This is a genomic window from Citricoccus sp. I39-566, from assembly GCF_031432995.1.
In the GTDB taxonomy this organism is placed as follows: Bacteria; Actinomycetota; Actinomycetes; order Actinomycetales; family Micrococcaceae; genus Citricoccus; species Citricoccus nitrophenolicus_A.
In genome coordinates, this window is sequence record NZ_CP133842.1 from 3215836 (window position 1) to 3240525 (window position 24690).

Sequence of the window (24690 nt, forward strand, 5' to 3'; positions counted from 1 at the left end):
CTGAGATATCGAAATTGTCAGAAATGCACTCGATGGTCGAGTCTCAGGAATGGAAATACAACGTTCAACGACCCTCCGACCGGTTGCCCCACAAGCCCTGGAAAAGTCCACCACGCCCCCGCATAGTTGATCGGAAGGCGTTGGTGCAGGACATTGCCGGTGCGCTGATCGATCGCGCATCCGACGATGCTGCGGGCGTGAACATCCAGACCGACGTAAGTACGCTGATTCATGACTGGAACCTCCAGACGATCAAATGTGGCACTACCAGTCCACACCCGCACCGAACCGAACCGGGTGGAAGAGAACAGGACTGGCAACCGACGTGTTCTATTCGAAGGCGAGGTCCCAGCACTAACGCTCTGCTTGGCACTTCACCGCACATTGTCTAGTCGGTGGTGTCTACTGGAAGACTCCAGAATGACCCTAGCCACTCGTCGAACTTGTCATCGCTGTATCGGCCCATCCCACCCGTCGGGTATGGGGTAATCTCACCGAAGAAGATGCCTTCCGGTACGTCATACAGATCGACACGAATGAAGTCATACCCGGCTCCAATGGCCGCAGCGATTTCAAGCATGGCATCCAGCCGTTCTGGGCGTGGAGCAACAGGAGCGAGCTTTGCTTGCCCCTGTGTCACGTCCAGAGGCGTCCAATCAGGGGTGTAGAATCGTCGGCGAACTCCATCGAAACGCGGCGTGTCAGTCTGTACGAGCCGCACGATCCCATCAAATACGAAAAACCGCACATCGTTCGGAGACCCGCCATCTTGAGTAGGGATCTTCCGCTCCAAGAAGTATCCCGGCGCGGACTGCCCGTAGGCCCACTCACCCTGCACTCGGAACTGATCCATATGCTTCCAGGCGGAAACTTCCTCTATCGTGATCCCGGAATCCCGCAGAGAGCCAGATCCAAACGCGACATAGCCGGAGCCTTCCCTAGGTTTCAACACCCACTCAGGCCCCCAATCAACGTCCAGAATGTCGTCAATGTTCTGCCCGTGCCAAATGGTCTCCGGAACAACGACATCGGGGCTGGTGCGAGCCGCATGATCTTTCATCGCCAACTTGTCCCCGCCGATGGCAATCATGGATCGTCGATCATGCAAGATCCTCCACTGAATCTTGCCCAAAAAGGTCACTGGATTCCGAGGGATGGGTTTGTGAAAGTACCTGAAATGCAGGAGTTCCCTGCGCAGTCGCAACGGGAGGCGGGCGACGACAATGCTTGCGGCACGCTTCAGGTAAGGGTTCATGCCTAAAGGGTAGTAGACGCTCACACCACACTGGCGAACAATGCCCCTTGCAGTAACACCAGATCAGACAGCCCAACTTAGTCGGTCCGAAAGTAACGCCGACGGTCTTCCTTCATTGGAAGTTGGCCTAGCGCCGCTTCACCCTTCGGCCACGACCATGGCAGTAGCCACATCACCGTCATGGCTGAGAGTCAGGTGCCATGTCTTCACGCCCTTGGCATCGGCCACGTCGGCCACGGTGCCGATTGCCACGACGTGTGGGGCGCCGGCGGCGTCGATGTCAATCTGGCAGTGTTGCCAGTTCATACCCGCCGGGGCTCCGAGTGCCTTGGCCACGGCTTCCTTGGCGGCGAAGCGGGCGGCTAGGGACCGGGTGTTGAGTTCGCGCTCGGCCGGCGTGAAGAGGCGGTCTCGCAGGGCCGGTGCCTTTGTAAGCTGCTTCTTGAAACGGGTTACCAGGACAACGTCCACGCCAATGCCGATGATCATTCAGTCATCCTAACGACAACGTCCCGGCCACGGCCGGCAGAGACGGACCTTAATCCCATCGCCGCAACCTACCGGTCCAGTTTGAGCTTCTCGATCGGCGTCTGCAGCCACTCCGGCGGCTCAGCCGCGCACCCCGGGGTCAGGAAGGTCTTTGCATACGCCGCCATGGCGTACACGAAGTCGTAGACATACCCGCGTCGGCTCCGGACCGGCTCGAACTCGTACATGTGCAGCTCATCGTCCCAGCACCGGTCCATCAGCATGCGGGATCGCTCGATGTGGTGGTCGAACGTCAGCACCCCGAGGTTCTCCACCCCCTGCTGGCGCGCCAGCTCGGTCCCGACGATCGCCTCCCCCTGCGTCGTCACCGGCTCCGGCGCGAAGCACTCCACGGTGGCCCCACCCGGAGATTCCTGGCACAAGTTCGCCGGAGCATTCTCTGGGGTCGAGACCAGCAGACGGTCGGTCACACCTTCCTCGGCCAGTCGCCGGGCCTCATCGTGGGCACCGGCCTGGGTGGACAGCACGATCAAGGCATCTACCTGCGGCGCGGGGTTCACCCGCGGATTCACGGTCAGCCACGCGAGAACGACGCCGACTCCCAGGAACGCGACAACCACCAGTCCCGCTCCGCGCAGGATCCAACGCCGCGCCCGACGTCGGCCGGCCTCCTTCTGCAGTCGCCGCACCCGGGCATCGCGCCCGCGGCCGTCGTCGTCCCGGCCCTCCATCAATTGATCCAGTTTCAACGCTGAGCGGACTGCAGGATCACAATGCCCCTCCCCGGGACGGAGATCCTGTCTCCGGCGGAGAAGTCGGTGATGTCCGGGGTGGCATCAGCGGTGTCCACGACCAGGTCCCAGGAGGCCGGGAACGGCTCCCCGGGGAGGGTGTACTCCACCGGCTCCCAGTAAGCGTTGAGCAGCACGTAGAAGTCATAGTCTCCCCCGTTGCCCTCAGCATCGGCACCCCGCTCGGACTCGGCGAGATCGTGGCCATTGAGGAAGAAGGCGATCGACCTGGCGTAGTAGGTCTCCCAGTCGGACTCGTCCTTGGCCGTGGCATCCGGCTCAAGCCAGACGATGTCCGGCAGTGCCTTCGCGTCCGAACGCGCGGCGGGCCGGCCGTCGAAGTACCGCCGGCGACGGAACACGGGGTGATCCTGCCGCAGTGCCACCACGCGCGAGGTGAACTCGATGAGGTCCTCGTCCGCCTCGTCCCAGTGGATCCAGGACAGCTCGTTGTCCTGGGCGTAGACGTTGTTGTTGCCCTGCTGCGTCCGCCCCAGCTCGTCGCCGTGGCTGATCATCGGGACGCCCTGGCTGATCATCAGCGTCGCCAGGTAGTTCCGCTGCTGCTGGGCGCGCAATCGGAGGATCTCGGCGTCCTCGGAGTCCCCCTCCTCGCCGCAGTTCCATGAGCTGTTGTGGGATTCGCCGTCGTTGTTGTCCTCGCCGTTGGCCTCGTTGTGCTTCTCGTTGTAGGAGACCAGGTCCCGCAGGGTGAAGCCGTCGTGGGCGGTCACGAAGTTCACCGAGGCGCGCGGGGTGCGGCCGTCGTCCTCGTAGAGGTCGGCCGAGCCGGTGATGCGGGTGGCGAACTCGGCCAGCGTCCCGGGCTCGCCGCGCCAGAAGTCGCGGACGGTGTCCCGGTACTTGCCGTTCCACTCGCTCCACAGCCCCGGGAAGTTGCCGACTTGGTAACCGGCCCAGCCCACATCCCAGGGCTCGGCGATGAGCTTGACGGTGCGCAGGATGGGGTCCTGGCGGACCACGTCGAAGAACCCGCCCATCATGTCCGGCCCCTGCTCGCCCTCCGAACGGGTCAGCGTGGTGGCCAGGTCGAAGCGGAAGCCGTCCACGTGCATCTCCTGCACCCAGTAGCGCAGGGAGTCCATGACCAGCTGCAGCACCATGGGGTGGGAGAGGTTCAGCGAGTTCCCGGTCCCGGTGTAGTCCATGTAGTGGCGCTCGTCGCCCTCCAGCAGGTGGTAGTAGTTCACGTTGTCGATGCCACGGAAGGACAGCGTCGGGCCCATGTGGTTGCCCTCGGCCGTGTGGTTGTAGACCACGTCCAGGATGACCTCGAGCCCGGCGGCGTGCAGGTCCTTGACCATCTGCTTGAACTCGCGCACCTGCCCGCCGGTGTCCCCGGCGGAGGAGTAGGTGTTCTGCGGGGCGAAGTAGCCCAGGGTGTTGTACCCCCAGTAGTTCGAGAGTCCCTTGTCCTGTAACGAGGAGTCATTGGTGAACTGGTGCACCGGCATCAGCTCCACCGCGGTGACGCCGAGCCGGGTCAGGTGCTCCAGCACCGCGGGGTGGGCCAGGCCGGCGTAGGTTCCACGGGCCTCTTCCGGGACCTCTGGGTGGAGCTTGGTCATGCCCTTGACGTGGGTCTCGTAGATGACGGTCTCGTTGAAGGGGATGTCCGGGCGCTCGTCCTCGCCCCAGTCGAAGGAGTCGTCCACCACCACGCCGAGCATGGTGTGCCCCAGGGAGTCCGAGGTGTCGATCGCGTCGTGGTCCTCGAAGTCGTAGGAGAACTGGTACTGGCCCCAGTTGAAGTCCCCGGCGGTCGCCTTGGCGTACGGGTCCAGAAGGATCTTCGCGGCGTTGAACCGCAGACCGGCCGCCGGATCCCAGGGGCCGTGCACCCGATAGGCGTACAACTGCCCGTCGCCTACGCCGGCCACGTGGGCGTGCCAGGTATTCCCGGAGCGCTCTGTCAGCTCGACGCAGGTCTCGGCGCCCTCGGCGTCCACGAGGCACAGCTCGACCTTCTCGGCGTCCTCGCCGACGGAGAGCGCGAAGTTCGTTCCGTCGTCGTCCGGGGTGGCGCCCAGCGGGTAAGGCACGCCGGCAGTGGTCTCGAACATGTGTCTCCTCGGATGGAAGCGGACTCCGAAGAACAGTCTATGGTGAGGGGGCCCAGACGCCGGTGTGATCCCGGTCTACGGCCGGGAAGCCGCGAGGTACTCCCCCAGTGCCTCCCACTGGCCCCGCGGCGTGAAGCCGGTGGCCTCGAGCTTGGCCAGGTCCAGCACGGAATTCATCGGCCGGCGCGCCACGGACTTCCCGGCGAAGTACTCCTCGGTGGTCACCTCGGTGACGTCCTGTGGCGACCGGCCGGCGTGCGCGTACACACGCCGGGCGACCTCGGCCCAGCTCCCCGGTGCACCGCCGCTGGTCACGTTGTACGTCCCGTAGGGAGCGTCGCCATTGCGCAGATGGACGATCGCCTCGGCCAGATCCCGCGTGAAGGTCAGTCGGCCGACCTGGTCGGACACCACGGACGGCGTGATGCCTCCCTCGACCAGCTGCTGCATGGTGCGCACGAAGTTCTTCCCCTCCCCGATCACCCAGGAGGTCCGTAGCAGGTAGTGCCGCGGCACCACGCCGACGGCCAGGTCCCCCGCGGCCTTGGACGTCCCGTAGGCGTTCACCGGGCGCAGCGTGTCGGACTCGTCGTAGGCGCTGTCCTTGGTGCCGTCGAACACGTAGTCCGTGGAGACGTGGATGAGCGTCACCTGGTGCTCCGCACAGGCCCGCGCGAGCCGGGCCACGCCCTCGGCGTTGGCCGCCCACGCGGCCTGGCCGCCGTTCTCGGTCTCGGCCTCGTCCACCGCGGTGTAGGCGGCGGCGTTCACCACGGTGCCCACGCGGCGCCAGTCGATGCTCTCGACGGCGGCCGGGTCGGCCAGGTCGAACCCGCCCCGTCCCAGGAACTCCACGCCGGGACGGTCAGCCAACTGACGGGACAGCGCCCGGCCGAGCTGGCCGGTGGCGCCGAGCACCAGCGTGGTGGTCGGAGCCATGGGCACCACCTCGGTCAGCGGCGGGTGGATGCGATCCTTGTCCGAGAGTTCGGCCTCCTCCAAGGGGAGGGGCCAGTTGAAAGCCGCCGTGGAGTCTGCCAGGTTGAGGAAGGTGTACTCCGCCTGGGCCTCGGCGGACCAGTGGTCGTTGACCAGGTAGGTGTAGGCGGTGTTGTCCTCGAGAGACTGAAAGGCGTTACCGACGCCTCGGGGCACGTAGACCGCAGTGGACGGGTCGATCACAGCGGTGAACACCCGGCCGAAGGTAGTGCCCTGACGCAGGTCCACCCAGGCGCCGAACACGGAGCCGGTGGCCACGGAGATGTACTTGTCCCAGGGCTCGGCGTGGATACCTCGGGTGGTGCCACGGCTGGCGTTGAAGGAGATATTGTTCTGCACCGGCCCGAAGTCGGGCAGCCCGAGTTCGGTCATCTTCTGCCGTTGCCAGTTCTCCTTGAACCAGCCGCGATTGTCCCCGTGGACGGGCAGGTCGAAGAGGGTGAGCCCGGGGATGGTGGTGGGCTGGCCGGAGAGGTGCTTCGAGAAGTGGACCGCCGCCGTCGTGCTTTCCTGTCCCGCCGTCTGAGGTGTGCCCATCACTGTCCCGTCAACTGGTACTTGGCCTCCGCCGCGGCCTTCTGGGGACGCCACCACGGTTCATTATCCCGGTACCACTGCACGGTGGCCTCCAGCCCCGCTCGGAAGTCCGAGTATCGCGGGAACCAACCGAGTTCGGTGCGCAGCTTGGTGGAGTCGATCGCGTAGCGCAGGTCGTGCCCCGGGCGGTCCACCACGTGATCGTAGGCGTCGACCGACTCGCCCATGATCTCGAGGATGGACTCGATCACGGACTTGTTGTTCTGCTCCCCGTCCGCGCCGATGAGGTAGGTCTCCCCCAACCGGCCGCGCTCGAGGATGGCCAGCACGGCCGAGGAATGGTCGTCGGCGTGGATTCAGTCCCGCACGTTGAGCCCCTCCCCGTAGAGCCGGGGGCGCACGCCGTCCATCACGTTGGTGATCTGGCGCGGGATGAACTTCTCCACGTGCTGGTAGGGGCCATAGTTGTTGGAGCAGTTGGAGATGGTGGCCCGCAGCCCGAAGGAGCGCACCAGCAGGTCAGAGCCGGCCTTGGTAGAGGAATACGGGCTGGAGGGGTTGTACGGGGTGGTCTCAGTGAACCGTTCGGGGTCGTCAAGCTCAAGATCACCGTAGACCTCATCCGTGGAGATGTGGTGGAACCTGACGTCATGCCGGCGGGCGGACTCGATCAAGGTGTAGGTGCCCAGGATGTTGGTGTCCACGAAAGGCCGCGGGTCGTTGAGCGAGTTGTCGTTGTGGGACTCGGCCGCGTAGTGCACCACGGCGTCCACCTGGGGCATCAGCTCCTCGAGGAGGTCAAGGTCCGCGATGTCCCCCTGCACCAGCGTCATGCGGTTGGCGGGTAGGCCTGCGAGGGACGCTCGGTTGCCGGCATAGGTCAGCTTGTCCAGCACGATGACGTGGTGGTCCGTGGACTCCAGGACGTAGTGGACGAAGTTGGACCCGATGAAGCCGGCGCCGCCGGTGACGAGGAATGTGCTCACAGCCACACCGTAAGAGCCCCTCATGCACTCAGGGATCCGTATCGGCTACCTGATCGACACTTACGTCGCAATGGTGGCCAGACGGCGTGAATCAAGTTTACGGATGCCTAGCTGGTATTAATAACTATGGTGCAATTCGCAATCTGGCGGACTGTCATGACGCGGCAACGAGAAAGGGCATCGATAGTGAGCTTACGGATCTCGGTGATCGGGACGGGGTATCTGGGGGCCACGCATGCGGCGTGCATGGCGGAGCTGGGTTTCGAGGTGCTGGGCCTGGACATCGATGCGGCCAAGGTCGAGGCGCTCTCACGTGGTGAGTTGCCCTTCTTCGAGCCCGGCCTGCCGGAGCTGCTGATCAAGCACGTGGATTCCGGCCGGCTGAGGTTCACCACCTCCTACGAGGAGGTCGGGGCCTGGGCGGACGTGCACTTCATCGGGGTCGGCACCCCGCAGAAGCCCGGCGAGACCGCCGCCGACCTGCGCTTCGTGGACGCCGCTGTGACCTCCCTGGCCCGGCACATCACCCGGGACGCGCTGATCGTGGGCAAGTCCACCGTCCCGGTCGGCACCGCCGCCCGCCTGAAGGACCTGCTCGCCACCACGCGCACCGAGGCCCAGGCAGCTGGCCAGTTGCCCGGCGAGGTGGAGCTGGCGTGGAACCCCGAGTTCCTGCGCGAGGGCTACGCGGTGCAGGACACCCTGAGCCCGGACCGGCTCGTCGTCGGCGTGGAATCGGACCACGCCGAGGGGCTCCTGCGGCAGGTGTACGCGAAGTCGTTGGCGGAGGACACCCCGTGGATCCGCACGGACTTCGCCACCGCGGAGCTGGTCAAGGTCGCCGCCAACGCCTTCCTGGCCACCAAGATCTCCTTCATCAACGCCTTCAGTGAGATCACCGAGCAGGTCGGCGGGGACATCGGCACCCTGGCCGACGCGATCGGCCACGATCCGCGGATCGGGCGGAAGTTCCTCAACGCCGGCGTCGGCTTCGGCGGCGGCTGCCTGCCCAAGGACATCCGGGCCCTGCAGGCCCGGGTCTCCGAGCTCGGCCTGGACCGCACCACGCGCTTTCTGGCCGAGATGGACGACATCAACCTGCGCCGCCGCGACCGCGTCGTGGACCTGGCCGTCCAGGTCCTCTCCCACAGCCTCCACGGCCCTTCATCCGCAGCCAGCCCGCGCACCGCCGGCGCCGACGGAGCCGGCAGCGTCCCGTCCCCGGCCGCCGTCGAGATCCTGCACGGGGCGAAGGTGGCCATGCTGGGGGTGACGTTCAAGCCCAACTCGGACGACGTGCGGGACTCCCCGGCCCTGGATGTGGCCAACCGGCTCTACACCGCCGGGGCCGACGTCGCCGCCTACGACCCGCAGGGCAACGCCAACGCCGCCCAACGGTTCCCCCGCCTGGGGTACGTGGACTCCCTGGAGAAGGCCCTCGTCGGCGCCGACCTGGTCATCCTGCTCACCGAATGGGACGAATTCAAGACCATGGACCCGGACTATGTCGGCCGGCTCGTGGACCGCAAGAACCTCATCGACGGCCGCAACATCCTGGACCCCCAGACCTGGCAGGACGCCGGCTTCACCACCGCCGCCCTCGGCCACCGCTTCAGATGAAATTTAAGACTAAATCATTTAGCATATTCGCAAAAGGGCAAAAATTACCCAATATTTGACCAGGGCTTTCCTTGAGTCATTCAAAGATTCGCGAACCTGAAATATCTAGACTCTCACGCGCGCCCCTAAATATGCCGATCGGTGACCCACATGAGATTAATCTCGATGCTATTCAGCAATGCCAGCACAAGCGTGATAAGCATCCTACTAACCTTTATCATGGCTAGGTCAGGGGGACTCGCTGCTCTAGGCGAGTTTGCTTTGGCCTACTCGGCTATCTCCATAGCTCAAATCGCCGTTCGCGAGTCTTGCCTCAACGTTGCCCTTGCGAGAAATCACGACAGGCAGATCACCAGCCAGTCATTCACCAGGGCCACCATCCTGATAGGCGCATCGTCTATTCTGATCCTTACCATTGGTGCAATAGCGCAATCTACAATTATTGCCATGTCCGCGTGGGCGGTTATTGGGTTCTGCTCATTCGATTTCCTTCGCATATGGAATGCTTCTAATAGGCCACGGATAGGCAATTCAATCGTCGATCTTCTAAATCTCAGCATTACAGGAATCGCCGCATTGCTGACTGAGATGAGCCTACTTTCGCCTACTGGCGTCATTGCCCTCTGGTCTCTCGGCCTCACGATTTGCAGTGGACTACTTATCCGACGCACACATGTAATCCTGGCGCCACCTAAGACTTCACTAACTAATCGGCCTGCGCTTATCCTCGGCCTACAGGGGCTATTCGGCGCCGGTTCCGTCCACTCAGCAAACCTAGCAATTGGAGGCCTTCACGGCCCTGACATCGTCGGCGCTCTCAGAGGAGCGAGCACATTTACCGGCCCATCAAACATCTTGTCCGCAACGGTCCACTCCACGGCAATATCGCCGCTTGCGAAAACTACTGTCAGGACTCCCCAACGGCGTCGAGAAATTCAGAAGTGGTTGTTTGCATCTGGGGGGCTACAGATCCCCGTCCTGGCATTTATGACCCTCGTTGCCTACTACTGGGGCCACATACTTTTGGGCGATCCCTGGGAAGCGGTACAACCGCTTCTACCATGGATATTTATAGACGCCTTCTTAAACGCATTGACATATCCAATCACCGCTGCACACAAGGCCGACCTTAGAGTAAAAGAGCTACTCGCCATATCCGTTGGAGTGGGATGCCTTCGCTTGCTGGCCGTACCCTTCGCAGCGCTGACTGCCGGAGCACTCGGAGCGATCGTGGCCTTGCTTGCCGTGACAATCCTACAATTTGCACTTCTTTGTATTTCGTACGTCAAATATTCCAGGAATCAGTTATGAGCATCGATGATAGCCATTCTGATTTCAGACCAATATCACTCTAGACCATTACTGTCAGGCATTTGGCCAACAGTATATCAGTGGTCAAAGATGGACATATGCATGCGCCGGCCGGGTGGTGAGGTCGTGGACAACTGATCATGCTGCCGATCATGGTCACGTCATTCCTGTGACGAAACGAGGGCGGGCAAAGAACGCAGCCCTCGACATGGTTTCGAGCCGGCAGAGAAATATTGAGTATTTGAGGGCCTGAGAGCCACCCAGTATTGCCTTTCAGAGCCACCTGTATTGACGTTGAGAGCCGGTGGCCGATGGGGTCAGAGCCACCGGCTCTCAACGGCGGTTTCTAGAGACCGTTCATCGCGGTGTGTTCGCGCATGTTGAAGCTGCCGGTCTCGATCCAGAGGGTGTTGTGCACGATCCGGTCCATGATGGCGTCGGCGTGGACTCCGGAGCCAAGTCGCTGGTGCCAGTCCTTCTGGGCGTACTGGGTGCAGAACACCGTCGAGGTGTTCCCATACCGGCGCTCGAGCAGCTCCAGCAGCATGCTGCGCATGCCCTCATCGGGGTGGTCCAGCAACCACTCGTCGATGACCAGCAGGGTGAACGCGGCGTATTTCTTCAAGAACGTCCGCTGCCCGTGGGGCTTGTCCCGGGCCAGGGTCCAGGCCTCGGCCAGGTCCGGCATCCGGATGTAGTGCGCCCGGATCCGGTGCTGGCAGGCCTGCTTGGCCAGCGCGCACCCCAGATAGGACCTCCGGCTCTTCACAATTGAGGGTGTAGACGGGGTTCTCGGAGGATCGGCGCGTCATTGGCTGGATAGAGGTCGAGGCCTTCCGAAGATGGAGGTTCCTACGCCAGCCATCTGAAAGACCTCGACGTGCCCAACGCTACCTTCGACAGCTGTGACCTGACCAAGTTCTGCCGACTGGACGAGCTTGGCCTCGAAGCCACCGGCCAACGTCTGGAGCCAGATCGGGCGGTGCTGGCCTGCAAGGTGGTCGAGCCTGACGACTGGTGCCACCGCTGCGGATCCCAGGGCACACCACGCGGCACCGTGATTCGCCGGCTGGCCCACGAGCCGCTGGGCTGGCGACCCACCAGCCTGCACATCACGGTTCGGCGCTACCGATGCGCCGACTGCGCCCACGTCTGGCGCCAGGACACCACCGCCGCGGCCGAACCCAAGGCCAAGCTCTCCCGCCAGGCCCTGCGCTGGTCTCTGGAGGCCCTGGTGATCGGCCATCTGACCGTCGCCCGGGTCGCCGAGTCACTGGCAGTGCGGTGGAACACCGCCAACGACGCCGTCCTCGCCGAGGGCAAGCGGATTCTGATCGACGACCCGTCCCGGTTCGACGGCGTCACCGCGATCGGCGTGGACGAGCACGTGTGGCGCCACACCCGCCGTGGGGACAAGTACGTCACCGTGATCATCGACCTCTCCCCGCTACGGGCCGGGACCGGCCCGGCGAGGTTGTTGGACATGGTCGAGGGCCGGTCCAAGCAGGTCTTCAAGACTTGGCTCGCCGAACGCGGCCAGGTCTGGCGGGACGGCGTCGAGGTGGTGGCCATGGACGGCTTCACCGGGTTCAAGACCGCGGCGGAGGAGGAGTTGCCCGACGCGGTGGCGGTCATGGATCCCTTCCACGTCGTCCGCTTGGCCGGGGATGCCGTGGAGAAATGCCGGCGCCGGGTCCAGCAGCAGGTCCACGGCCACCGCGGCCGCAAGGGAGACCCGCTCTACAAGGCCCGGCGCACCCTGCTGACCGGCGCGGACCTGCTGACTGATCGGCAGTACTCGAAGATCCAGGACGTCTTCGACGGGGATGAGCACGTGGAGGTCGAGGCCACCTGGGCGTTCTACCAGCACATGGTCGCCGCCTACCGGGAGCCGGACCGTGCCAAGGGCAAGACGATGATGGCCACGTTGATCGCCAAGCTCGGCCGGGCAGTGCCGAAGAAGCTCGCCGAACTGGCAGCGCTGGGCCGGACCTTGAAGAAGAGGGCGGCGGACATCCTGGCCTACTTCGACCGCCCCGGCACTTCCAACGGCCCCACCGAGGCCATCAACGGCCGCCTCGAACACCTCCGCGGACGGCCCTCGGGTTCCGGAACCTCACCAACTACATCGCCCGATCCCTGCTGGAATCCGGTGGATTCAGGCCACTGCTACACCCCGGATTGTGATGAGCCGCCTAAGCAGGTGGCTCTGAACCAAAATAACGATGGCTCCCAAGGCGCCCAACGCCTCAAGCGGTCACTGGCTCTCAAACCCAATACGGATGGCGCTCAGAACGCCGAATATTCAATATCCTTGAAATCTAACTAGGCACAATCAATCCTCGCCCACACCCTGTGCGAGTCGGGCCTGACCTCGATGGCACCCGCTCAAGATGCTTACCCCGAAGACCCCCATCGAACACACGAACCGTGAAGAGTTTCGGCTACGCTGGATTTCGGTCCTCAAGCTGCTTTTCAATAAGCTCGAAGAAGTGTGGAGCATCGTTAGTCCTCATCCACTCTTCGTAGCCCTCAGCTGCAGCCAAACGGCTTTCAAACCAACCCTCCGCCCCCGTCTCCGCATATCGATCAATGGCCGCAGCCCAATCTGCTGGAACCACACTGTCCACGATCTGGCCGGCCCCAGCTCTCAGGCGATCACTCCACGGAGTCTTGTCAGAGCACAAGACCGGACAGCCAACGGAAAGGCTCTCGGCAATCACATGCCCAAAATTCTCACCGGCCGTCGGGAATGCCATGAGATCGTATTGAGCCAGCGTCTCTCTCATCCTCTCTGAGGCCACTGGTCCACGAAACCGAATTTCCACATTCTCCGGACACTGTGCAGCAAGGTCGTGACACTCTGACACATACTGGAGGTCCTCTTCAGGACCAATGACATCGAGTGTCACAGTCTGCTTCACGCCTTTAAGCGCGGCAAGTAGAACGTGCAGACCCTTCTTTCTCGAAAGCCTAGACATGAAGACCAATCGAAGGCTGCCTAGATTCCTTGCGGCTGGGCGGTCTGCCAAGGCTGGTAACATTGTGTCGTTCTCACGCACAATCACCAACGATTTTTTACCCATTACGTTTTGAATATGGGTCTTTTCGAGCTCGGTCGACGCATGCCATATGACACGTTTATCCATTCTGGCGACTTTGAACAGCCGTAGATAAAGCCTCTTCTTTGAACTCTTCAACGCAAGGGCCCCGGGGTCAAGTTCGCCCCTGGGAGCAATTACCAGAAGCGTGCCGCCCTTGAGCCGAGAAAGGAGTTGGAAAGATATGGAGAGACGAGGGTAAAATATCCCATTCAAGTATACGACTTCGGGCCTTTTTGATAAAGACTTCGCAATTCCCTTGCTTAAACTGCGTATCCCCCTATTCAAGTACAGGACCCTAGCATTACCTCGATTGATCCAGCCCTCGCTCCCCTGAACTAACGGGGTCGACGACCCATGGTCATAATTGTTCGTTATAACCCAAACCTGGTGTCTAGCATCAGCGCTTCGGAGCATCGCAGCAATCGTCCGGATGGGCCCACCACCCAGATATGCCGGGGGGAACCCAGCACAAGCAACTAGAATTCTCATTTGAACCAGCCCTTCCCTGGAGCGCCCCTATAGTTAGCGTCGAATTCCTCTACGCATATGATGAGTGGTCGCGCTGGATCGGATGAAATTCACTACACGTCGAGATGAATCAGTGATCTGGTAGTCGTTCGGAATCGTCGTCGGACCGTCATCCTGGTGCTGCCGAATCGTTATTCGAACTGCGTCGACGACGTCATGCGGATTCAAACCCGTTGTGATGATGGCGCCAGTATCGAGTGCTTCGGGACGTTCGATGGCGTCTCGTAAAGTCACAGCAGGGAACCCCAGCATTGAGGATTCTTCAGAGATCGTGCCCGAGTCAGAGATCACGCACCGGGCGGAAAGCTGGAGCTTGTTGTAGTCATGGAACCCGAGAGGCTCGTGCAATCTCAGGTTGCTCGTGGTTTCCAAGCCGTATTCTTCGATGCGCTTCTTCGTCCGAGGATGTGTGGAAACGAGGAACGGGACATCTTGGTCTGCCGCTACGGACTGCAGGGAACGGAGGACCTGCTCGAGGCGGTCTTTCCGGTCCACGTTCTCCTCTCGGTGCACGCTGGCTAACAGGTATCCTCCCGGCTCCAGTCCGAGCCGACCCAGGACATCGGAGGCATCGATTTGGTCGCGGTAAGCGGTCAGTACTTCAAGCATCGGGGAGCCCATCACCATCACGTCTCGCGGGTGCAGGCCCTCCGACAGGAGGTTACGCCGAGAGTGCTCCGTGTAGACGAGGTTGTAGTCGCTGACATGGTCCACGAGGTGCCGGTTGATTTCCTCGGGAACATTAGGGTCGAAGGAGCGGTTTCCGGCCTCTAGGTGGAACACCGGCACCTTAAGCCGTTTGCCCATAATGGCCGAGACACAGCTGTTGGTGTCCCCCAAGACCACCATGGCGTCCGGCTTCTCCTCCAGAAGCATCCGCTCGGTGCCTCGCAGCACGTCACCCAGCACTGCCCCTAGGGACGAGGTGTCCACGTTCAGGACATGGTCCGGGCTTCGCAACCCCAAGTCCCGGAAGAAGACCTCATTGAGGTTGTAGTCATAGTTCTGGCCTGTGTGAACCAAGACGTGGTCTGTAGTGGCCTCCAGCCGGCGGATTACGCACGCCAGGCGGATGATCTCCGGCCGGGTCCCCACAACGGTCATGACTTTTAGCTTCTTGGCCACAGCAGCCTCAGACTTCCTGGTAGAACGTGTCAGTGTCATCGGGGTTGAAGATTTCGTTGGTCCAGAACTGGGTGAGCACGTCTACGTCCGCTCCCGTATTGCAGATGTTGTGCACCCAGCCGATGGGCATGTCCACAGCCCGGGGGTGGTCACCGGTGACGTTGATCGTCATCGTCTCCGTGGAGAACATGCGTCGCAGCCCGAGCGAGGCCTCACCGGCCAGTACCACGAATCGCTCGATCTTTCGCAGGTGGTAGTGCTGGCCGCGTACCACGCCCGGCTTTGTGGTGGAGAAGAACGTCTGTCCCTCACCCCCATGGCTCTTAACCGTCTCCACCAGTTGCCCCCGCCCATCGGCGCGCGGCTGGAGCGGTAGCGCAGGCTGGACCTCAAAGGCGAAGGAGCGGTAGGTGTTGAACAGGTCCCGATCGAAGACGTCAGTTAGATCCGGGATCTCCGATCGCGAATAGATCTCGTGGAAGCGGGACAGCTTTCGGGCGATCTCCGAGACAGTGACGTCTGATGTGCGGTAGGTGCCCAAATCCTGGGACGCATGCGCATCCAGGAGCGCCATTGCGGCCACCTGGGCGTGCATAAGTTGGAGCACTTTGTCCTGCTTCACCTGGACGGGTTCTCCGTTGGCCGTCAGGTGGCAGAACGTCGCGACCACGGAGTTGTAGAACGGCTTCCCGTGCTCGCCGAAGAGGTTGGGGAGAAGCAGGTCCACGAACGCCAGGCCCAGCTCCCGGCAGGCGTCCTCCAGGATGCGCGCTGCGTCCTGCTTGGCCGAACCGTATTCCGATCCGTTGCCCGCCTGGATCGAATTGGCAAAAACCACTGTCTCCGGCCGGTTCGGAGCGTTCCGGAGGGCTTCGGCGATCTGCCCGGCCATTAGTCGGTTGCCCTCGGCAACCTCCTCATCCGTGCCACGGTTGACGCCGGCCAGGTGGACGAGCCGGTCAGCGCCGTCGATAGCCGAGGTCGCAACAGCCAGGTCGAAGCCGTCGCCGAGGTGAATGGGACGGACGTCCTCACCCGTCCTGGAGAAGTTCCGGATCCGAAGGTGCCATCCCAGGAAGCCACCAGCACCGGTTGCTGCGATGATACTCACGCCAGCCCCCAATTCTTTCGCTCACGCTGGATTTCGGGAAGGCTCAACAGAAGGTCCTTGGTCTCCTCGACATCCATGTGCCGGGCGGTATGCGAGTCGTAGTCCTCATAGGCGTTCACCGTCTTGCTGCCCTCCTCGAAGAAGGGTGTGTAGTCGAGCTGCCGCTTGTCTGCAGTCACCCGGAAATAGTCGCCGTGATCCACTGCGCGCGCCAATTCCTCGCGAGTGGCCAGCTGCTCGGAGAGCTTTTCCCCATGGCGTGTGCCGATGATGTTTATGTCCGGTGCACGGTCGAAGAGCTCACAGACGGCAGCTGCCAGTGTCCCGATGGCGCACGAGGGGACCTTTCGTATGAACAGATCGCCCTGTTCGGCGTTGTTCATGGCATAGTGCACCAAATCCACGCTCTGATCGAGACTCATCATGAACCGCGTCATCTCAGGGTCCGTGACCGTGATCTTCTTCCCGGCCTTGAGTTGGTTGATAAACAGCGGGACCACGCTGCCCCTGGAGTACAGGACGTTGCCATAGCGCACGCAGGAGACCACTGTCTTGGCCTGCGGATTCTCTAGGCCGTGAGCCTGGGCGACCTTTTCCATCAGCGCCTTGGTCATGCCCATGGCGTTGACCGGGTACACCGCCTTATCGGTGCTGAGGCACACTACGGATTCGACGCCGACCTCCTCCGCGGCCTTGACGACGTTCTCGCTGCCCGTGACGTTGGTCTTGACGGCCTGCATCGGGAAGAACTCCGCCGACGGCACCTGCTTGAGCGCCGCCGCATGGAAGACATGAGTCACTCCCTGCATGGAAGCACGGATGCTGTCATAGTCTCGGACATCGCCGAGGAAGTAACGGATCCGGTTGTCACCGAGATCATGGCGCATCTGATCCTGCTTGGCCTCATCGCGGCTCAGGACGTGGACCCGTTCGCTGCCCTGGTCGAGTAGGTAGCGCACCATGCGGTGGCCGAAGCTGCCAGTGCCGCCGGTGATCAGAACGGACTCGGGAACCGCCTGTATCGGCTCGCTCTTGTCGCTCACTGTTGTCCTCCATAGTTCTTCGTCATTGTCTGACTGCTGACTGCTCTCACCGGAACAGCACCACTTTCGCGGTGTTGCCAAGAATCTTCAGGTCCCCCACCAAAGACCTGTGCTGCACGTATTCCACGTATGCAGCGGCCTTTCTCGGAAGAATCGAGTTCACATAATGCAACTCAGGATCCGTGGCCAGAGCCAGTTCGTCGCCCTCGTTCCGAAACTCGATGGACGCCGGATCCGTGATCCCTGGCCTCACTGACAGGATGACCGGTCGCATCTCAGCGGGCCACTGGGCAACGTACACGGGAACCTCAGGGCGAGGCCCCACCAACGACATATCGCCGCGGAGCACATCGTAGAACTGCGGGATCTCATCCAACTTGGTCTTGCGAAGGATCGCGCCGATGCGTGTCACCCGTGGATCTCCCGTGCCGGAGACGGCCAGCCCCCCGTGGTCGGGCCGCATGGTCCGAAACTTGTGAATCCTGAACTTCCGGCCATACCGCCCGACACGTTCCTGAGTGAAGAACACCGGGCCTGGGGATGTCGCTTTGATAGTGACGGCCACGACAGCCAGTGCGGGGCTAGTGACCACTAAGGCCGCTGCCGAGACGATCGTGTCGAATACCCGTTTGATCACCTCGTCAGCACCTTACGGACAGCGCCAATGACCTTGTCCACGTCACCATCGGTCATCGAGGAGAAAATCGGGAGACTAACTGTCCTCTCGAACTCGCGGGTGGCCGCTGGAAAGTCTGTATCCGCTGCACCGCAGGCATCACTCCAGTACGGGTGCAGGTGGAGCGGGATGAAGTGAACCGAGGTTCCGACACCTTCTTCGCTCATGCGGTTGATGAACTCGTCACGGTGCATTCCCGCAGCGCCGGCGTCGATGCGAAGCATGAAGAGGTGCCAGGCATGGTTCTCAGGGTCCTCGGGGACCATTGGTGACTCGACGGGTAGATCCCGGAACGCGTCCAGGTAACGGTGGGCGATGGCCCTCCGCTTGTCCCGCATCTCGACGGCTCGCCCCAGCTGTACACGCCCCATAGCCGCGGCAGTATCCGGAAGGTTGTACTTGAACCCGGGTGCCACGACGTCATAGCGCCAGGCAGGCACGGTCGACTGATAGCGGTTGAACACGTCTCTACTGATCCCGTGCAGACGCATGGTGCGCATGCGCTGTGCCTTTTCCTCGGATCGGACCATCACCATGCCGCCCTCGCCAGTCGTGATCGTCTTCGTCGCATAGAAGCTGAACACCACCGCGTCTGAGGTGGAATTGCCGACGAATTTTCCGTTCGACTTCACGGGGAAGGCATGGGCCGCGTCCTCGATCACCAGCAGCTGATGCCGGGTGGCGAAGTCCTCAAGTTCTCTGGCATCCACCGGAATACCGGCCAGATGCACCGGCATCACCGCCTTCGTGCGGCCTGTGAGCTTCTGTTCTGCGTCACTGAAGTCGATGTTCAACGTAACTGGATCCACATCCACGAGCACGGGATCGGCTCCGACATACCTGACGACCTCCGCGGTTGACGTGAACGTCCATGTGGGGACGAGCACTTCGTCACCCGGTCCGATCCCCAAGGCTTCAACAGCCAAATGCAGACCGGCCGTGGCCGAGTTGACGGCGACACAGGTAATGTCACCGCCACCAAGGAATTCGGCCATCTCCTTTTCGAAGGCCGCGGCGTTCGGGCCGGTCGTCAGCCATCCTGAACGAATCGTCTGGGTGACTGCCTCGATTTCAGCTTCAGTGATATCGGGCCGGGCGAAGGGCAGGAAGGCGTCGTTCACTGTCGTCTCAGTCATCGTCAGAAGTCCTCTCAGGGGCAGAAACGTTTAGGGCCTTGACGTATCGGTTCATCCGGCGGCCCTCAGGCGTCGTGTATTCGTCGTGCACGGTCCATCTGAGGCGGCGATAGAAGGCATTAACGCTGTCATTACCGTCGGCGTCGGTAGTCAGGACGGTGGACGAGGCGCCCTGTAGTTCAGCCTGGGCCGTCCATGCGTCAAGGAGGAGGCGGCCTGCGCCTTGCCCCTGCAAGCCTGGATCGACGCAGATCGAGCTCAGGAGTGCTGCTCCAGGGAGGCTGTCGGGGACTTCCCCGCGGTAGCCCACGGCCCTCATCAAGCGCGGCGCGTGGAGAGGGTTCCGGATAACCACGCTGGCGCTCTGGGTGGCGAACCCCGCGAGGCGTCGCTTCAGAAGCCGCTTGAAGAACCCTGCAGGCTCGGTAGTTCCCACGGCCGCCCCCCTAATGCTTCCGGCGCCGTCCAACAGGACGGTGGTGACCGCAGTCACGTCCCCCAGGAACCCACGGTAGAACTCCCGCAGGAAACCAGAGCCGAGTTTCGTGAGGAAGAAGTCCGGGAAGGCCTGTCGATGGAGTTCCGCAACGGACTCCACATGGGCTCGCCGGAGCGGGACGAAACTCAGCGGTGGTCCCCCGGCCCGCGAGCCTCGCGGGTTCCCGGCAGCAACTGACAGAGTGCGTTCTGCCAGATCCGTGGTCTTTGCGAGGCTGAACTGGCTGAGATAAACCTCTCGCGCGGTGGATCCCATCGCGGCTAATCCGCTGCGGCCCAGACCTGCCAGTTGTTGAATCCCCCGCGCAATGTCGGCAGGGTCAGTCTGGTCGACGGCTTTGCCGGCACCGGTCGAGGCCACCACGTCAACAACATCGCCGCTGGCCGCCACCAGTGCGGCCGTGCCCGACGCGAGGATTGCCTGAGTTTTACTCGGCATGGTCATCGGGGTGAGTGGATCGTCCACCAGACTGATGTAGGCGATGTCCGCTGTCGCCATCAGGTCGGTCATCCGTTCCTGGGGCACCCGACCCAGGAACCGTACGGCCGGAGCGGCTGCCGCGAGGCTCCTCAAATGGTCTTCCTCGTTGCCCCCACCGGCCATGAGGCAGACCACGCGCGCCGGATCCAGTGACTGGCTCGCCTTCATCAGGGTTTCGAGACCCTGCGCCTTCCCCATGGCACCCGCATAGACAAGCACCACCCGGTCCTCGTCGATTCCCAGTTCATTGCGCATGGACAAGCCCTGCGGATGAAAGACCCGTTCATTGGCCGGCTTGGGTATATAGGTGATCTTCCCAGCGGGGACCCCTCGGCTCATCAGAGTCTGACCAACGCTGGGGGCAATATGCACGACGGCGTCTGAAGCCTTGTACATCGCGGACACCCAGGCATCGAGCACCGGACCGGCGACGCGTTCGGCGGCGCTGCCGGAGGTGAATCCTGAGACCATCACCGTATCGGGCCACAGGTCTGCGACCTCGCTGACGATGGGGGTGCCCCGAAGGTAGCGCTGAAGGAGCATGGGCAACGCCACGGTGATCGGCGAGTAGTTGACCCAGATGACATCTGCTCCCCGCAGGGAGTCCAATCCCAGGGCTGCGGCACTGAGCCCAAACGAACCGTAGTTGACCAGTCGCTTGGTCAGAGAATCGTCGTGGCTCGGAAAGAGATAGGTCCTCGTGACGTTGACCCCGTCCAAGGTCTCTCGCATGCGTGGGCGTAGTTGATATCCGGCTGCCAGAACCCCCTTCGGATAGTTGGGAAACCCCGTCACTACGTTGACACTGTGTCCCCGCTTCACCAGTTCCCTGGCGAGGACCCCAGGCAAGGCGGCCGGCCCTGGCTCCGGGTCGTACCACTGGGTGATCATCCCGATTCTCATGCGGCCGCCACCCAACCTTCGTCCCTTGTCACCTTTAGCAGAAAGCAAGTGAACTTCACGCGACACCATGTGCTTCGTGGTGATCCTCGTGTTTGCCGCAACGATCCAGCCAGACGTCCTTGTTCATGTCCATCGGGGACAACGTATGCACGTGGGCATGGGAGATTTTGGGGTGGTATGGGCGCTCGTCGCCCTCCCCGAGTCCCACGAGCTCTTCGTGCATCTTCTCGCCCTCGCGCAGTCCGGTGAACGAGATCTCGATGTCCTTACCGGACATCTCGATCATCCGCTCCGCGATGTCGAGGATCTTGACGGGCTCACCCATATCCAGGATGAGGACCTCGGCAGGTGCCCCGATCGCTCCGGCTTGGACCACCAACTGGCAGGCCTCGGGGATGGTCATGAAGTACCGGGTGACGTCAGGGTGGGTGACCGTCACCGGTCCACCCCTTTCAATGAGGGAGCGGAACGTCGGCAACATCGAACCGCGGCTTCCGATGACGTTGCCGAACCGGACAGAGAGATAGGGACGGTCCGTCTCCTGGGCCATCCAGGCCGTCAACTTCTCGGCGACCCGCTTAGAGTGCCCCAGCACACTCGTGGGGTTAGCCGCCTTGTCCGTGCTGATGTTAATGAAGGTCTCCACGTCCGCATTCCGGGCTGCATTGAGAACGTTCAAGGTGCCCAGAACGTTGGTCTTCCAGGCCTCTTCCGGATACTGCTCCAGCATCGGCAGGTGCTTGAGTGCGGCTGCGTGGTAGACCACTTGCGGCTTGCGGTCCTGGAAAATCCTCTCCAAGGCGTCGGGCTCGCGGATGTCGGCCAGCACAACGTCCCGTGTGTGGAGCAATCCATGACCGACGGTACCCAATTGCGCCATCTGCAGGCCGGTCTCGTCGCGGTCGAGCATGATGAGCTCGGTCGGCGCGTACTTGGAGATCTGCCGGCAGAGTTCCGATCCGATGGACCCGCCAGCGCCGGTGACCAGCACTCGCTTTCCAGCGATGTAGTCGGCGATGGATTCGACCTCCGTGTCGACCGGATTGCGGCCGATCAGGTCCTCGATCGAGATGTCACGGAGATCCGAGAGCTTGGTGTGACCGGCCATGATCTGTTCCATCAGCGGAAGGACCCGAACATGTAGCCCTGCTTCGCCTGCCGCGTCGGAGATCTCCCGGACCAAAGCAGAGTCCGCTCGCCCGATGGCCAGGACGAGCTCCTTCGCCCCGGTCTTCTCCGCCACATCATCCAACTCGTCGAAACCGCCCATGACCTTGACGCCTCGGATCTCCAGATTCGAGAGCTGTGGATCGTCGTCGAGGAGGGCCACGGGACGGTATTCAGAATCAGCGTCCGTCTGCATGCGCCGGACGACTGTCTCGCCAAGATAACCAGCACCATAGACAATGGTCGCCTTGGCAGTGCTGCCCGGCTTTCGCCGCCGTTCCATCGAAAGCCGGTAGATGTACCGGACCCCCAACATGCAGATCAGTGCCATCGGCGTGGCGATGATCCCGGTACTCCGAGGCGTTTCGAACACATTGCCCACAACCAACATCAGCACCGTGGTGATCAGTCCCACGAGAACCACAATGTAGGTCAATGTCTTGACCTCATCGAAGGTGCCGTAGACATGCCGGCCCCGGTAGATGCCGCTGACCAGCCCCAGGATGGCCTGTAGTGCTGCGGCGACCAGCCCGAAGAGGAGAAGCCGTCCCCAGCCCATCTGCACGAAGTCGAACTCGTACCTGAGCCACGCGGCGAAGAGGATCATGGCGAACCAACTCACCATATCGACGGCGAAGAACGCCGTTCTGGCCACGCGTGTTCGAGTCCGCCGATTCATGGTCCTCCAAGGTGTGCGAGCCCGAGAGAGCACTTGACCCCTCGGATGCCGTTCCTCCGCCGCCGCCCCCTCAGGCGAACGGCAGAATGACAAACAAATACTACGTCACGGCCTACAACCCGAAACGTGAACGTCGAACGATTTCGAGTGCATCAGGTTCTGCAGGGGCACGATTCCTGACAGATAGACGAATGCTGGATGAACGGAAGATAAACCGCCCACGTCAAACCGTGACAGTGATTCGGATTACTCCACCGTCACCGACTTCGCCAAGTTACGCGGCTGATCCACGTCATAGCCCTTGGCCGTGGCCAGCTCGCAGGCGAAGATCTGCAGCGGGACAGTCGTCAACAGCGGCATGAGCATTGGTTGGGTCTCCGGAACGTAGAAGACCTGCTCCGCATATTCCTTGACCGTCTCGTCGCCAGACTCGGCTACTACGATCGTCTTGGCACCGCGCGCGCGGACCTCCTGGATGTTGGAGACCACCTTGGCATGCAGCGAGTGGCGGTCCATCGGGGAAGGCACCACCACGAAGACCGGCTGTCCCTCATCGATCAGCGCGATGGGGCCGTGCTTGAGCTCACCGGCGGCGAAGCCCTCGGCGTGGATATAGGCCAGTTCCTTGAGCTTGAGCGCGCCTTCGAGGGCCACCGGGTAGCCTACGTTGCGGCCGAGGAACAGCACCGAGGAGGCCTCCGCCATGGCCCTGGCCAGCTCCTTGATCTGCTCGGCGTTGTCCAGGATCTGCTGGACCTTGGCAGGGATCTCCGCCAGGTCCGCCAGGATGTCCTTGATCTCCTGGCTGTACAGCTTCTTGGTCAGCTGGGCCATGTAGAGGCCCAGCAGATAGGCAGCGGTGATCTGCGCCAAGAAGGCCTTGGTGGAGGCCACCGCGATCTCAGGCCCGGCGTGGGTGTAGAGCACGGCGTCGGACTCACGCGGGATGGTGGAACCGTTGGTATTGCAGATGGACACCGTACGGGCGCCCTGCTCCTTGGCGTAGCGGACGGCCATCAGCGTGTCCATGGTCTCGCCGGACTGGGAGATGGAGACCACCAGGGTGTTGGCGTCGATGATCGGGTCGCGGTAGCGGAACTCGTGGGACAGCTCCACCTCCACGGGGATACGGCACCAACGTTCGATGGCGTACTTGGCCACCATGCCGGCATAGGAGGAGGTGCCGCAGGCCAAGACGATGATCTTGCGGATGGACTTCAGCTCGTCCTCGTTGATGCGCAGTTCGTCGAGGATGAGGTTGCCCTCGGCGTCGCTGCGACCCAGGAGGGTGTCCGCCACGGCGTGCGGCTGATCGTGGATCTCCTTCTCCATGAAGGTGGCGAAGCCGCCCTTCTCTGCAGCGGCGGCGTCCCAGTCCACGGTGAACTCCTTGCCCTGGGCCGGGTTGCCGGAGAAGTCGGTGATCTCCACGGCATCCGCGGTGATGGTGACGACTTGGTCCTGCTCGAGCTCGACGGCGCGGCGGGTGAAGTCGATGAAGCCGGAGACGTCGGAGCCGAGGAAGTTCTCGCCCTCGCCCAGGCCGACGACCAGCGGGGAGTTCTTGCGGGACGCGACGACGCGGTCCGGGTGGTCGGCGTGGACGGCCAGCAGGGTGAAGGCACCCTCGAGGCGCTGGCTCGTCAGCTGCATGGCCTTGGTCAGGTCCTGTCCGGCCTCGGTGCGGTAGATGTGGCCGAGGAGGGCTGCGGCCACCTCGGTGTCGGTCTCCGAGCGGAAGGTGACGCCGTGGGCCAGCAGTTCCTTCTTCAGCTCGGCGAAGTTCTCGATGATGCCGTTGTGGATCACGGAGAGCTGGTCGTCGTCGGCCAGGTGTGGGTGGGCGTTCAGGTCCGTGGGACCACCGTGCGTGGCCCACCGGGTGTGGCCGATGCCCACCGAGGCCACCGGCACGGGTCGCTCTTCCAGCTCGGTGGAGAGGTTCGCCAGCTTGCCGGCCTTCTTGCGGTGCTCCACCGCGCCGTCGGCCACCACGGCGATCCCCGCGGAGTCGTATCCGCGGTATTCGAGGCGTTTGAGGCCTTCCATGAGCACGTCCAGGGACGAGTGCTGGTTCAACTGAGAGGGCTGGCCAATGTAGCCGACGATTCCACACATGGGCACTAGGTTATCCCGCCGGGAACGTGACGCCGTGCATCGACCACAC

The 24690-nt window shown here is 62.4% G+C and carries 18 protein-coding genes and 2 pseudogenes; 3 read left to right on the forward strand and 17 right to left on the reverse strand.

Annotated features, from left to right (window positions below):
- Positions 1 to 17: 17 nt before the first annotated feature.
- The 7 genes and pseudogenes from RE421_RS14715 to rfbB form a co-directional block, all read right to left on the reverse strand.
- Positions 18 to 233 (reverse strand): hypothetical protein, encoded by a 216-nt coding sequence (locus RE421_RS14715; protein WP_309811620.1) that lies wholly within the window; start codon positions 231 to 233, stop codon positions 18 to 20.
- Between the two features lie 155 nt (positions 234 to 388).
- Positions 389 to 1255: an ATP-grasp fold amidoligase family protein gene (locus RE421_RS14720; RefSeq protein WP_309811621.1), complete on the reverse strand. Its 867-nt coding sequence runs from the start codon at positions 1253 to 1255 to the stop codon at positions 389 to 391.
- A 138-nt stretch (positions 1256 to 1393) separates the two neighbouring features.
- Positions 1394 to 1744, reverse strand: coding sequence for a holo-ACP synthase (locus RE421_RS14725; protein ID WP_309811624.1), 351 nt, complete (start codon positions 1742 to 1744; stop codon positions 1394 to 1396).
- A 68-nt stretch (positions 1745 to 1812) separates the two neighbouring features.
- Positions 1813 to 2475 carry a hypothetical protein gene (locus RE421_RS14730; protein ID WP_309811626.1) on the reverse strand — a complete coding sequence of 221 codons (663 nt, stop codon included), beginning with the start codon at positions 2473 to 2475 and terminating at the stop codon, positions 1813 to 1815.
- Positions 2476 to 2489: 14 nt separating this feature from the next.
- The gene (gene glgX, locus RE421_RS14735; RefSeq protein ID WP_309811630.1) at positions 2490 to 4619 is read right to left on the reverse strand and encodes a glycogen debranching protein GlgX; all 2130 of its coding nucleotides are present in this window, start codon (positions 4617 to 4619) and stop codon (positions 2490 to 2492) included.
- A gap of 75 nt (positions 4620 to 4694) precedes the next feature.
- Entirely contained in the window at positions 4695 to 6155 is a 1461-nt protein-coding gene (locus RE421_RS14740) for a bifunctional dTDP-4-dehydrorhamnose 3,5-epimerase family protein/NAD(P)-dependent oxidoreductase (protein WP_309811635.1), read from the reverse strand.
- Positions 6155 to 7141: pseudogene (gene rfbB, locus RE421_RS14745) on the reverse strand (dTDP-glucose 4,6-dehydratase). The gene RE421_RS14740 and the pseudogene rfbB overlap by 1 nt, the downstream one beginning before the upstream one ends.
- A gap of 156 nt (positions 7142 to 7297) precedes the next feature.
- On the opposite strand from rfbB, the gene RE421_RS14750 reads away from it, so the two are divergent.
- Both RE421_RS14750 and RE421_RS14755 read left to right on the forward strand, forming a co-directional pair.
- Positions 7298 to 8761: a UDP-glucose/GDP-mannose dehydrogenase family protein gene (locus RE421_RS14750; RefSeq protein ID WP_309811637.1), complete on the forward strand. Its 1464-nt coding sequence runs from the start codon at positions 7298 to 7300 to the stop codon at positions 8759 to 8761.
- 141 nt (positions 8762 to 8902) lie between these two features.
- Positions 8903 to 10072: a hypothetical protein gene (locus RE421_RS14755; protein WP_309811641.1), complete on the forward strand. Its 1170-nt coding sequence runs from the start codon at positions 8903 to 8905 to the stop codon at positions 10070 to 10072.
- Positions 10073 to 10418: 346 nt separating this feature from the next.
- Here RE421_RS14755 and RE421_RS14760 read toward each other — a convergent pair whose 3' ends face one another.
- Positions 10419 to 10841, reverse strand: coding sequence for an ATP-binding protein (locus RE421_RS14760; RefSeq protein WP_309811643.1), 423 nt, complete (start codon positions 10839 to 10841; stop codon positions 10419 to 10421).
- Positions 10842 to 10952: 111 nt separating this feature from the next.
- Between RE421_RS14760 and RE421_RS14765 the strand changes: the two are divergent.
- Positions 10953 to 12259, forward strand: a pseudogene (locus tag RE421_RS14765) (ISL3 family transposase).
- A 257-nt stretch (positions 12260 to 12516) separates the two neighbouring features.
- On the opposite strand, the gene RE421_RS14770 reads toward RE421_RS14765, so the two are convergent.
- The 9 genes from RE421_RS14770 to glmS form a co-directional block, all read right to left on the reverse strand.
- Complete coding sequence (locus RE421_RS14770) at positions 12517 to 13590, reverse strand: glycosyltransferase (protein WP_309811646.1); 1074 nt, start codon at positions 13588 to 13590, stop codon at positions 12517 to 12519.
- A 108-nt stretch (positions 13591 to 13698) separates the two neighbouring features.
- A complete protein-coding gene (gene wecB / locus RE421_RS14775; protein WP_309817452.1) occupies positions 13699 to 14808 on the reverse strand; it encodes a non-hydrolyzing UDP-N-acetylglucosamine 2-epimerase in 1110 nt (369 codons plus the stop codon).
- A gap of 28 nt (positions 14809 to 14836) precedes the next feature.
- Positions 14837 to 15940: an NAD-dependent epimerase/dehydratase family protein gene (locus tag RE421_RS14780; RefSeq protein WP_309811649.1), complete on the reverse strand. Its 1104-nt coding sequence runs from the start codon at positions 15938 to 15940 to the stop codon at positions 14837 to 14839.
- Positions 15937 to 16983: an SDR family NAD(P)-dependent oxidoreductase gene (locus RE421_RS14785; RefSeq protein WP_309811651.1), complete on the reverse strand. Its 1047-nt coding sequence runs from the start codon at positions 16981 to 16983 to the stop codon at positions 15937 to 15939. Before RE421_RS14785 ends, RE421_RS14780 begins: the two co-directional genes overlap by 4 nt.
- Positions 16984 to 17029: 46 nt before the next feature.
- Positions 17030 to 17620, reverse strand: coding sequence for a sugar transferase (locus RE421_RS14790; protein WP_309811653.1), 591 nt, complete (start codon positions 17618 to 17620; stop codon positions 17030 to 17032).
- Positions 17617 to 18795, reverse strand: a complete 1179-nt coding sequence (locus RE421_RS14795; protein WP_309811657.1) for a DegT/DnrJ/EryC1/StrS aminotransferase family protein — start codon at positions 18793 to 18795, stop codon at positions 17617 to 17619. Before RE421_RS14795 ends, RE421_RS14790 begins: the two co-directional genes overlap by 4 nt.
- Positions 18788 to 20677, reverse strand: coding sequence for a GNAT family N-acetyltransferase (locus tag RE421_RS14800; protein ID WP_309811659.1), 1890 nt, complete (start codon positions 20675 to 20677; stop codon positions 18788 to 18790). Before RE421_RS14800 ends, RE421_RS14795 begins: the two co-directional genes overlap by 8 nt.
- A 55-nt stretch (positions 20678 to 20732) precedes the next feature.
- Positions 20733 to 22499 (reverse strand): nucleoside-diphosphate sugar epimerase/dehydratase, encoded by a 1767-nt coding sequence (locus RE421_RS14805; RefSeq protein WP_309811662.1) that lies wholly within the window; start codon positions 22497 to 22499, stop codon positions 20733 to 20735.
- A 270-nt stretch (positions 22500 to 22769) separates the two neighbouring features.
- Positions 22770 to 24641: a glutamine--fructose-6-phosphate transaminase (isomerizing) gene (gene glmS / locus RE421_RS14810; protein ID WP_309811665.1), complete on the reverse strand. Its 1872-nt coding sequence runs from the start codon at positions 24639 to 24641 to the stop codon at positions 22770 to 22772.
- Positions 24642 to 24690: the final 49 nt, after the last annotated feature.